The organism is Bradyrhizobium genomosp. I (2014), from assembly GCF_000261685.1.
Taxonomy (GTDB): Bacteria; Pseudomonadota; Alphaproteobacteria; order Rhizobiales; family Xanthobacteraceae; genus Bradyrhizobium.
The window spans coordinates 1-11262 of the sequence record NZ_AJQE01000304.1 but is presented as its reverse complement, the minus strand read 5'-3'; the positions used below and the strand labels follow the sequence as shown (position 1 = coordinate 11262).

Below are 11262 nucleotides of genomic sequence, written 5' to 3'. Positions count from 1 at the left end.
CCAGCCGCGTTGGCCGGTGACGCACCCGCGATCGAATTATCCGCAGAGCCAGAATGATCCGGCAACGACTTATCCGCAAGGCTCGAACTATCCCCAGAGCGCGGTGCGCCAGCCCGGCGGCTATGGCCCCTCGACCGGACCGATATCGCTGAACGCGCCCGGCGTGGCGGCGCAGGAGGACGAGATCGACCTGCCGCCCGACGGCACCGATGCCGCGGGTGCGGCGCGCTACATGAATGCGCCGAGCTATCCGGCACGGCCAGCGCCTTACTCGCAGGCGCCCGCGCAGCAGCCGCTGCCGCGTCTTGGCCCTGCGCAGGGCAATCCCGTCACGACCGTCGGTCCCGTCGCGATCAAGCCGACAGCGACTCTCGCCTGCCCAATCGTGTCCGAGCTCGACCGCTGGCTCGCCGACACCGTGCAGCCTTCGGCGATGCGCTGGTTCGGCGTCCGCGTCGCCGAGATCAGGCAGATCTCCGCCTATTCCTGCCGCGGCATGAACGGCAACTCGCGCGCTCATATCTCCGAGCACGCCTTCGGCAACGCGCTCGACATCTCCGCCTTCGTGCTGGCCGACGGCCGCCGCGTCACCGTGAAAGGCGGCTGGCGCGGCATGCCCGAGGAGCAGGGATTTCTTCGCGACGTGCAATCGGGAGCGTGCGCGCATTTCACCACCGTGCTCGCGCCGGGCTCGAATGTCTTTCACTACGATCACATTCACGTCGACCTGATGCGGCGCGCCAGCCGCCGACTGATCTGCCAGCCGGCCGCCGTCTCCGGCGAGGAGGTCGCCGCGCGCGCGCAGTCGCGCGGTCCTTATGCGAATGCGCGCGGTCCCTCCGTCACCGGCTCGCTGGGCGCGCGCAGGAGCATGGCGCGCAAGCACGAAGAAGACGAGTACGCCGACGAGTAGCCTTCCTTTGTAGCTCGGATGATCGCAGCCGCGGCAGTCTTCCCGCATGTCGCTGCGCTCATGCGGGATACGATCTACGAGGCCGGCTTCGACGGCGCAGGGGCCAGCCCCATGCATTGCTGCACCTCGCCGGGGACGTTGTAGGTGCGCATGATGTGGCGGCTGTCGCGCAAGCCGGACGCCTCACGCTGGACCACGAACATCCAGAGCGCGTGGCCGGCTTCCATCACCAGCTTGCGCCTGGCCGGTCGCATCGAGCTCGGCACGTCCGAAGGAGCGTGGGCGGCGTCGAATTCGCGCAACCGCGTGAGGCTCTGTTCGAGTGCGCGGCCCATCCGTCCAAGCGCCGAGGCCTGTTCCTGGACGATCTCGTAGTGGAGGATATCGACCGGCGGGCGAAGATCACGAGGCATGGCCGCAATATAGGGCCGCCCGTCCCCTATGCGCAACGCGCTGCTACTTCGTCTTGTAGGCTGCGAGGAACATCCGCGTTGCGCTGTCGACCACCTGGGTCATGCGCTGTTCCGACGGCGCAGGCGCGGCCTGGAACACGAAGGGCAGGAACAGCGAGGCTTTGCACAGCTCCATGAACTGGGATGCGGCAAGGGCGCAATCGTCGATATCCAGATCGCCGGAGGCGACGTGGGCTTTGAGATAGTCGGAGAGACGGTTGATGCTCTTGTCCAGCACGCGCGCATAATAGCGGCGACCGACATCGGGCATGCGCTCGGCGATCGCCATCACGGTGCGGATCGCCGATCCGCCCCCGGGCCGGCAGAGCAGATGGATGTAGGCCCGGCCGAACTCCTTCAGCGTGGTTTCGGCATCCCGCGCAGGATCGAAATTGAACACGACCTGACCGTACTGGAGCGCCTCCTGTTCGAGGATAGCTTCGAACAGCGCGCATTTGTCGGCGAAGTAGACGTAGAGCGTGCCCTTGGACACCTGGGCGGCGCGCGCGATCTCGCCCATGCTGGCGCCGTCGAAACCGAGGTCCATGAACACCTTGCGGGCACCGTCCAGGATCTGGCGGCGCTTGGAGCTGTCCTCCTCCCGGACGACCTGCGGATGTTCGTTGGCAACTACAACCATTGGTTTAGGGTCTCGGAAGGTTTTTGGATCCGATCGGGGCCATGCAACCCGAATAAAGGATTCGAGGCTGTAGGGTTCTACCGGGAAGATTGTTTATATTGACCGAACCGTTCGGTCAATGATAATTGAGATCAGCGAGAGGAACCGGCTGCGCAGCGGCCGCCGTTGGTCGCGCTTATGCTTATTTTGGGGAGGCCTTTATGGCCATATCGAGAGACCAGACAGCTCGCGTCCTTCGCCACGAAGCGGTGGAGGAGCAGTCGGGCGTCGATGCTGCGTCCGAGACATCCCTACCCCATGCCGAGCAGTTGCGCGCTCATGTGGCCGAGGAAACCAAGCGTCCGACGCCGGAGGCGCCAGAGAAGCCCGTGACCGACAGGCCCACCGCACCCGCGCCAGGCGCGCCCGCCGCCGGTGCGCCCAAATCCGGCAAGCGCAAATTCGTCCTGATGGGCGTCGGCGTCCTCCTCGCGCTCGCTGTTGCGGGCTATGCCGGCTATTACACGCTGGTCGGCCGCTTCTACATTTCAACGGACGATGCCTATGTCCGTGCCAACAACACCATGCTCGGCGCGCGCGTTGCCGGCCACATCTCCTCGATTCTCGTCGGCGACAACACGCCGGTCCGTGCCGGCGACATCGTCTTCCGCATCGACGACGGCGACTACAAGATCGCGGTCGAAGCTGCTGCGACCAGGATCGCGACCCAGCAGGCCACCATCGATCGCATCGGCCGCCAGGTCGCCGCGCTCGACAGCCAGGTCGCGCAGGCCAAGGCGCAACTCGTCTCCGCCGAGGCAGGCCTCAAGCGCGCCGACCTGGACTACGAGCGCCAGCAGGCGCTGAGCAGCAAGGGCTTCGCCTCGCGCGCCACCTTCGAGAGCTCGGAAGCCGGACGCGACCAGGGCGCTGCCGCGGTCAAGGGCGCGCAGGCCGCCTACGACGTCGCCGTCAGCAATGTCGATGTCGCCAAAGCGCAGCAGGCCGAAGCACAGGCCCAGCTCGCCGAGCTCAAGACCTCGCTCGCCAAGGCCGAGCGCGACCTCGGCTTCACCGCGGTGCGCGCGCCGGTCAACGGCATGTTCTCCAACCGCCTGGTCAATGCCGGCGATTTCGTCGCGGTCGGCCAGCGCCTCGGCAACATCGTGCCGCTCGACGACGTCTATATCGACGCGAATTTCAAGGAAACGCAGCTCAAGCGCATCCGTCCCGGCCAGCCGGTGACGATCAAGGTCGACGCCTACGGCATGCGCAAGTTCTCCGGCCTCGTCGACAGCATCGCGGCGGGCGCGGGCTCGGTGTTCACGCTGCTGCCGCCGGACAACGCGACCGGCAATTTCACCAAGATCGTGCAGCGCGTGCCGGTCCGCATCCGCGTGCCGAAGTCGGTAGCGAAGCAGAACCTGCTGCGCGCCGGCATGTCGGTCTATGCGACCGTCGACACCAACAAGGGCGCCGCCGACGCCGACAGCGAGGTCGATCTCGACGATCCCACGGTGCATCCGCAGTAGGATCGATCGCTCATGAGTCGCGATACCCCAGTTCCGACTGCAGCTGCGCTCCCTCTCCCGCTCGCGGGAGAGGTAAGAGCCCGCCGTTCCAGCCCGAGCTGACACCATGGCCAACGCCACCACCGCTTCACCTGACATGATGGCGACCGCCGCTGAAGAGCGCATCGCGCCGAAGCGGCTGTTCGCGTTCATCATCATGGTGTTCGGGATGTTCATGTCGATCCTGGACATCCAGATCGTCTCGGCCTCCTTGAGCGAAATCCAGGCCGGGCTGTCGGCGAGCTCCAGCGAAGTCTCCTGGGTCCAGACCGCCTATCTGATCGCCGAGGTCATCGCGATCCCGCTGTCGGGCTTCCTGTCGCGCGCCTTCGGCACGCGGCTGCTGTTCGCGATCTCGGCGGCCGGCTTCACCGCCTCGAGCCTGCTCTGCGGCTTCGCCACGACGATCGAGGAGATGATCCTGTGGCGCGCGCTTCAGGGCTTTCTCGGCGCCGGCATGATTCCGACGGTGTTCGCCTCGGCCTACACCGTCTTTCCGCGGACGAAATTCCACATCGTCGGTCCGATCATCGGTCTCGTCGCGACGCTGGCCCCGACCATCGGGCCGACGGTCGGGGGCTACATCACCGACCTGATGTCGTGGAACTGGCTGTTCTTCATCAACGTCGTGCCCGGCATCGGCATCACCCTGGGCGTGCTGGCGCTGGTCGATTTCGACGAGCCGCATTTCGAATTGCTCGACCGCTTCGACTGGTGGGGCCTCTTGTTCATGGCCGGCTTCCTCGGCACGCTCGAATATGTGCTGGAGGAAGGCCCGCAATATGAATGGATGCAGGATACCTCGGTCGCGATCTGCGCCGGGATCTGCGCGATCTCGGCGATCGCGTTTTTCTGGCGCGTGTTCACGGCGGCCGAGCCGATCGTCAATCTGCGCACCTTCTCCGATCGCAATTTCGCCGTCGGATGCACGCTGCAATTCTGCATCGGCATCGGCCTCTATGGCCTGACCTACATCTATCCGCGCTATCTCGCCGAGGTGCGGGGCTACAGCGCGCTGATGATCGGCGAGACCATGTTCGTCTCCGGCATCACCATGTTCCTGGTCGCCCCGCTGGTCGGCCGGCTCATGGCCAAGCTCGACATGCGCTACATGATCGCGTTCGGCCTCATCGTGTTCGCGATCGGCTCCTACCAGATGACCTGGATCACCCGCGATTACGATTTCTACGAGCTGCTGGTGCCGCAGATCCTGCGCGGCATCGGCATGATGTTCGCGATGGTGCCGACCAACAACGTCGCACTCGGCACGCTGGCGCCTGACCTGGTGAAGAACGCGAGCGGCCTGTTCAACCTGATGCGCAATCTCGGCGGCGCGGTGGGCCTTGCCGTCATCAACACCGTGCTCAACGACCGCACCGACCTGCACATCACCCGCCTCCAGGAACGCGTGACCTGGGGCAACGCGACCGCGACCGAGACCCTCAACATGCTCGTGCAGAAGTTCCAGGGGCTCGGCGATTCCACGCTGATGGCGATGAAGCAGCTCAGCCAGATCGTGCACCGGCAGGCCGTGGTGATGAGTTTCGGCGACGCTTTCCTGATGCTGACGCTGTTCTATCTCGGCCTCAGCCTGCTGGTCGCGCTGCTGAACAAGCCGGCCTCGCCGTTCGGCGCTGCCGGCGACGCGCATTGAGGGCATGACAGCGAAGAGTGGAGCGGCGGCGACGCGCACCAAGACGTCGCGCACCAATTTGCAACACTCGTGCGTGATCTCGCGCGAGCCCCGTTGCAAATCGCCGGCGGCACATCTATAAAGCGCGCCTCATTCAATCGAACCGGGAGGGATTTGCATGATTTCGTCGCATTCGCAGATCGTACGCCCGCGCTCGATGATGTCCCGGCTCGGTATGTACGCGGCCTGTTAGAGGCCTCCTCCGCCAGCTTCGATTGGGCCAAGGTTTCGACCGAGCGTCCCGATCGCCTCACTTCCCAAGTCAAAATCAGTCTTGCGTGACGCCGTTGCCGCCTCCGGCCGACTTGCGTCCATCAATGGAGCCGGCCTGCGCGAGCGGCCGGAGGATGCCATGACCGCTCTGTCAAAGAAGCCCGCCGCGATCTGCGTGGTGTTGCCCTTCGTGTTCAGGCACTGGCTGAAGCAGCCGGGGCGCGGCCTCGTCGTGGCCGGCGGCTTGCTGGGCGCGACCGTCGCCGACCTGTTCATGCCGGTGTTTTCGGGGCATCTGGTCGATGCGCTGACACGCGGTCCGTCCGATCCCGATGCGCGCCACGCCGCACTTGTCGCATTTGGCGCCATCGTGGCGCTGGGCGCGGCCTCGATGGTGCTGCGGCTCGCAGGGCTCCAGGCGATCGTGCCGTTCACGCTGAAGATCATGTCGGAGGTCGCGCAGGACGCATTCACGCGCGTGCAGCGCTTCTCGACCGATTGGCATGCGAACTCCTTTGCCGGTTCCACGGTGCGCAAGATCACCCGCGGAATGTGGGCGCTCGACCTGCTCAACGACACCATCCTGATGGCTCTGGCGCCGTCGCTGCTGGTGCTGGTCGGCTCGATGATCCTGATCGGCGCGCACTGGGCCTCGCTCGGCCTGGTGATCGCGCTCGGGGCGATCTTCTACGTCACGATCACGGTGGTGCTCTCGACCCGCTACATCGCGCCGGCGGCGCGCGTCTCCAATGCCTGGGACACCAAGGTCGGAGGCACGCTGGCGGACGCGCTGACCTGCAATGCCGTGGTGAAATCCTTCGGCGCCGAAGCGCGCGAGGACACGCGGCTCGCCCGCATCGTCAACCGCTGGCGCGTGCGCGTGCGGCGGACCTGGTTTCGCTACAACTACACCGCCATGTCACAGCTGTCCTTGCTGCTGTGCCTGCGCGCGTCCGTGATCGGCGGATCGGTGCTGTTGTGGATGTCAGGTCACGCCTCGCCCGGCGACGTCACCTATGTGCTGACGAGCTACTACGTCATCCATGCCTATCTGCGCGATGTCGGCATGCACATCAACAACCTCCAGCGTTCGGTCAACGACATGGACGAATTGGTGGCGATCCATGACGAGCCGATCGGAATCGCTGATGCTGTGGATGCGCGGCCGATCGCGATCGAGGGCGGCGAGATCGTGTTCGACGACGTCACGTTCCACTATGGCGGCCATCGCGCGCCGCTGTACGACGGCTTGTCTGTCAAGATCGGCGCCGGCGAACGCGTCGGTCTGGTCGGCCGCTCCGGCTCCGGCAAGACCACCTTCGTCAAGCTGGTGCAGCGGCTCTACGACGTCACCGGTGGCCGCGTGCTGATCGACGGGCAGGACATCGCGCACGCCACGCAGCAATCGCTGCGCAGCCAGATCGCGATCGTGCAGCAGGAGCCGATCCTGTTCCACCGCACGCTTGCGGAGAACATCGCCTATGGCCGGCCCGGCGCCAGCTTTGAAGCGATCGAGCAGGCGGCGCGGCTTGCCAACGCGCACGACTTCATCCTGCGCCTGCCGAAGGGCTACGGCACGCTGGTCGGCGAGCGCGGCGTCAAGCTGTCGGGCGGCGAGCGGCAGCGCGTGGCGCTGGCGCGCGCCTTCTTGGCGGACGCGCCGGTGCTGATCCTGGACGAGGCGACCTCGAGCCTGGATTCGGAATCGGAGGCGCTGATCCAAGAGGCGATGGAGCGACTGATGAGGGGCCGCACCTCGATCGTGATCGCGCATCGCCTGTCGACGGTGATGAGCCTCGATCGCATCCTGGTGTTCGACCGCGGCGAGATCGTCGAGCAAGGGACGCATGCGATGCTCGCAGCCAAGCGAGGGGGCATCTATCGCGGCCTGTTCGAGCGCCAGGTGGTGGAGCTCGGACAGATCGCAGCAGCGGAATGAGGCGGCGGCTGACATACGGACGTGCAATGCGACCCCGTCGCTTCGCCGTCCGCATGTCGCTCGCGAGGAGCGCCTATTGTGTGCCGAGGCTGTTCCAGACCAGGCCGAGGCCCGAGAGGAAGAGAAGGCCGAGCACGACGTCGCCGAAATGCTTGTCGCTCAGCGCGTGATAGACCCGCGCGCCCACCCATGCGCCGATCAGCGTGCCCGGAAAGGCGACCAGTGCGAGCCACACCACTTGCAGTTCGACCAGGCCCGACGCCGTCTGCAGCACCAGCGCGGTGGCGAGCACCGTGAAATTGAAGAGCTGGAAGATGCCGCGCCGCTCGTGCTTGTTCCAGCCGCGGATGTTGGCCCACAGGATCGGTAGCGGCCCCGACAGCCCGGCGAGACCGCCAAGAATGCCGCCGGCAAAGCCGATCGCTCCGTCGGCGATCCTGCCGCCGAACTTGATCGCGAGCGGCCGCTTGTTCAGATAGAGGGCCGTCGAAAAGATCAGCAGAAGCACGCCGACGCTCAGCTTGAATACCTTTGGATCGGCGGAGGCGACCATCATGGTCCCGAGCGGCACGCCGAGCAGTCCGCCGATCAGGAAGGGCCAGACCAGCGAGAGATCAAAGCTCTTCCACATCGAGGGCAGCGTCGAAGTCTGCGCGATCACCGAGCAGATCAGCACCAGGGGTACCGCGAGCGAGGGCGGCAGAACGTAGAGCCAGATGCCGAGCGCCATCAGCGCCGTGCCGAATCCGGCCAGTCCCGAGACGAAGCCGCCGGCCAGCGCGCCGAACAGCAGCAGGACATAGGTGAGCATTCCCAACAGATTATCCCCGTCGCAAGGGGCGATCCCGAATTGCCGACCGCCATCGCTCGCATAGCACGCCTGCTGCCGTGCCGGTCAATCCACGCTGCACGCAAGCGTGATCTGCCGCGTCGGGCTTTCGCGGAAGACACGCCTACATGATGGCCGTACCCCAATCCTGGGGCCGCCCGACGCGATCATGCGCTCGGATCGGTCAGTCCTGAATGCGATGATGGAGAATGACCATGACCCGCACCGAGATTGCCGTTGCAGGCGCGCTGTTCGCGGTGGCGTTGACGCCGACGATGGCCCAGGCACAGTTTTCCGAGCCTGCGGCGTATCAGGCCGCTCATCCCGACCGCGATGTGCTGAATGGCGGCCAGCTCACGCCTGCGGCGCGTGCGGCTCTCGGTCGGCAGGGATCGCCGGGCGATGCGTTTGCATCGCAGGCCTATCCGCCACCTGTGGCACCGGTGGTGCGCTCCGGCCATCGCCGTCATCGTCGATGATCTAACGCGCGATGCGATCAGGCTGAACCGTCATCGCGCTTTAGGTTGTTGTTTAAGCATGATCTTTTCGGAAAACCGCTGCGCACTTTTCCGGATCATGCTTTAGACGATCTGCCTGGTGTCGGCAGGCTTCTGCAGCGCGCCGATCAGGATGCGCAGTGCTTCCGTCAATTCCGATCTGTTCCGTGCCGCGCCCAGCGAGACGCGCGCCGCATGCGGCGGTGCCCCGTCGACCGTGAAGGCATCGCCGGAGACAACGGCAAGTCCGTTCCGCAGGAGATGTGCCGCGAGGTCGGGCCGGCCCTCCGGCAGCCGCAGCCACAGATGATGCGCTGCAGGCTTGGCCAGGAACTGAAAGCCCTTCAGCGTGCGTTGCGCGAGCTGCTGGCGGCCGACCGCCTCGCTGCGAATGGCGCTGATGATACGATCGGCAATGCCGTTTTCGATCCAGTGCGTCACCAGCGCGACCATCAGCGGCGCCGGCATCTGCACGGTCGCCTGCAGGTAGCCGCGCATGTCCCGTTGCGCGCCGCTGTCGGGCGTCAGCAGGTAGGCAACGCGCAGCGCCGGCGCGATGCATTTTGACAGCGTGGTCGCGAGATAGGTCCGCTCGGGAATGAGACCCGCGATCGGCGATGCCGAGCGGTCGAGCAGGCCGTAGGCGTCGTCCTCGATCAGGATCGTATCGGCATCGCCAATGATCTTTGCGATGGTGCTGCGCCGCTCGGCGGACAGCGTCGCGGTGGTCGGATTGTGCAGCGTCGGAATGAGATAGACGGCCTTTGGCCGGTGCGCGCGGCACGCCTTTGCCAGCGCATCGGGAAGGATGCCGCCGTCATCCATGGCGACGCCGACGAGCTTGACGCCGAGCCGTGCCGCGGCGGCCTTGATGCCGGGGAAGGTGAGGGCCTCCGTCAGCACGATGTCGCCGGGCCGCGCAAGATGAGCGAGCAGGTTGAAGAGGATGGTTTGCGCGCCGGGAAAGATCACGAGCCTGTCGGCCCGCGCATGCGGAACCCGTGCGCGCATCCAGCGCGCCGCGACCTCGCGCTCATGCGCGCTGCCGCCGGGCGGCTGATAGTTGAGATACGCCGTCAGGCCCGATTGCGCGCGGATGGCTTCCATGCCGGCGATGATGCGCTCGTCGAGCTGCGCCTCCAGCGGATGCGGCGGCACGTTCATCGAGAGATCGATCGCGACGGGATGCGGCAGGTCGACCGTGCGGCGCGCGCTGGTCTCCGACACGAATGAGCCCAGTCCGACACGGGCCTCCATGATGCCGCGGCGCCGCGCCTCGGTGTAGGCGCGCGTCACCGTGGTGAGGTCGACGCCGAGTGCCTTGGCGAGCGCCCGCTGCGTCGGCAACTGCTGGCCGCGCACCAGCCTCCCTGCGGCGATGTCGGCCTCCATGGCCTCGACGATGCGCTGGTAGCGCGGCCCGCTCAGCTCCGAGATTGTAGGGGTCCAGTCCATGCAATTTTGGCCAGAAGCGTTTGAATGTATGGATGCAAGATATTATTGTATGGGCTGGCGAAAAGGAAGAGGTGTGGCCATGGCGACGGTCTCTCTGGCAAAGGCGATGTGGCGCGGTTTCAGCGGCAAATGTCCGAATTGCGGGGAAGGGCGCCTGTTCGGCCGTTTCCTGAAGGTCGCCCACAGCTGCGACCATTGCGGCGAGGAGCTGTTTCACCAGCGCGCAGACGACTTTCCCGCCTATCTCGTGATGGTCGTGGTCGGCCATCTCGTGGTGCCGGCGATCCTCGCGGTCGAGACCGCCTATGCGCCGCCGGAGTGGCTGCAACTCGCGGTGTGGCTGCCGGTGACGTTGTTCGCCTCGCTCGCACTGCTGCAACCGACCAAGGGCGCCATCGTCGGGCTGCAATGGCAGCTGGGCATGCACGGGTTCGAGGCGAGCAAGCTGCGGCGCGAGGCCGTTGAGCTCGCACCGGTGCTGGCGAAGGCGGATACGCGCGCGGCCTGAGCGGCGTTTACATCGCGCGCACGGCCGCTACACTCCGTCGTACCAACAAGACCGATGGAAACGCCGATGGCCACGCGCGCGAAGACCTTCCTGCTTTGTCATGGCGCGTGGTCCGGCGGATGGGCCTGGAAGAAGATGCATCCGCTGATAGCGCAGGCCGGCCATCGCCTGGTGGCGCCGACCTACACCGGGCTCGGCGAGCGCGCGCATCTCGCAAGCCCGGCGATCGATCTGGAAACGCACATCCAGGACATCCTCAACGTCATCGCCTTCGAGGATCTCAGCGACATCGTGCTGCTTGGCCATAGCTATGGCGGCATGGTCGCGACGGGCGTCGCGGACCGCGCGCGCGAGCGCGTGACGCAGCTGATCTATCTCGACGCCTTCGTGCCGCGCGACGGCCAGTCGCTGTTCGATCTCAACGAGGGCGGGCGCGAGCCGATGCGCAAGGCCACGGCCTCGGGCGACGGCTATCGCATCCCGCCGAATCCGCCGCCGCCGGACACGCCCCAAGCCGATCTCGACTGGCTCAGTGCACGCCGCGTCCCAATGCCGATCAAGTGCTTCGAGACC

The 11262-nt window shown here is 65.8% G+C and carries 11 protein-coding genes; 7 read left to right on the top strand and 4 right to left on the bottom strand.

The features are described from left to right. On the top strand, positions 1 to 913 hold a 913-nt coding region (locus IC50_RS28170; RefSeq protein WP_035712435.1), incomplete at its 5' end, for an extensin-like domain-containing protein. Between the two features lie 74 nt (positions 914 to 987). On the opposite strand, the gene IC50_RS28165 is transcribed toward IC50_RS28170, so the two are convergent. Together IC50_RS28165 and IC50_RS28160 are read right to left on the bottom strand one after the other, a co-directional pair. Further along, positions 988 to 1326, bottom strand: a complete 339-nt coding sequence (locus IC50_RS28165) for a DUF6665 family protein (RefSeq protein WP_035712426.1) — start codon at positions 1324 to 1326, stop codon at positions 988 to 990. Positions 1327 to 1369: 43 nt separating this feature from the next. Beyond that, complete coding sequence (locus IC50_RS28160) at positions 1370 to 2005, bottom strand: TetR/AcrR family transcriptional regulator (protein ID WP_035712423.1); 636 nt, start codon at positions 2003 to 2005, stop codon at positions 1370 to 1372. Between the two features lie 200 nt (positions 2006 to 2205). Here IC50_RS28160 and IC50_RS28155 point away from each other — a divergent pair, with 200 nt between their 5' ends. From IC50_RS28155 to IC50_RS28145, 3 genes are all read left to right on the top strand, one after another. Continuing rightward, the gene (locus tag IC50_RS28155) at positions 2206 to 3516 is read left to right on the top strand and encodes an HlyD family secretion protein (RefSeq protein WP_035712420.1); all 1311 of its coding nucleotides are present in this window, start codon (positions 2206 to 2208) and stop codon (positions 3514 to 3516) included. A gap of 106 nt (positions 3517 to 3622) precedes the next feature. Beyond that, positions 3623 to 5209, top strand: a complete 1587-nt coding sequence (locus IC50_RS28150; RefSeq protein WP_035712418.1) for a DHA2 family efflux MFS transporter permease subunit — start codon at positions 3623 to 3625, stop codon at positions 5207 to 5209. Between the two features lie 391 nt (positions 5210 to 5600). Continuing rightward, a complete protein-coding gene (locus tag IC50_RS28145) occupies positions 5601 to 7400 on the top strand; it encodes an ABC transporter ATP-binding protein (RefSeq protein ID WP_035712432.1) in 1800 nt (599 codons plus the stop codon). A gap of 73 nt (positions 7401 to 7473) precedes the next feature. Here IC50_RS28145 and IC50_RS28140 read toward each other — a convergent pair whose 3' ends face one another. Continuing rightward, entirely contained in the window at positions 7474 to 8211 is a 738-nt protein-coding gene (locus IC50_RS28140; protein WP_085973994.1) for a sulfite exporter TauE/SafE family protein, read from the bottom strand. 233 nt (positions 8212 to 8444) lie between these two features. Between IC50_RS28140 and IC50_RS28135 the strand changes: the two genes are divergently transcribed. Then, a complete protein-coding gene (locus IC50_RS28135) occupies positions 8445 to 8708 on the top strand; it encodes a hypothetical protein (protein ID WP_035712429.1) in 264 nt (87 codons plus the stop codon). A gap of 102 nt (positions 8709 to 8810) precedes the next feature. On the opposite strand, the gene IC50_RS28130 is transcribed toward IC50_RS28135, so the two are convergent. Beyond that, complete coding sequence (locus IC50_RS28130) at positions 8811 to 10181, bottom strand: aminotransferase-like domain-containing protein (RefSeq protein ID WP_035712415.1); 1371 nt, start codon at positions 10179 to 10181, stop codon at positions 8811 to 8813. Between the two features lie 73 nt (positions 10182 to 10254). On the opposite strand from IC50_RS28130, the gene IC50_RS28125 reads away from it, so the two are divergent. Further along, a complete protein-coding gene (locus IC50_RS28125; protein ID WP_035712413.1) occupies positions 10255 to 10689 on the top strand; it encodes a DUF983 domain-containing protein in 435 nt (144 codons plus the stop codon). 66 nt (positions 10690 to 10755) lie between these two features. Next, on the top strand, positions 10756 to 11262 hold a 507-nt coding region (locus IC50_RS28120; protein ID WP_035712412.1), incomplete at its 3' end, for an alpha/beta fold hydrolase.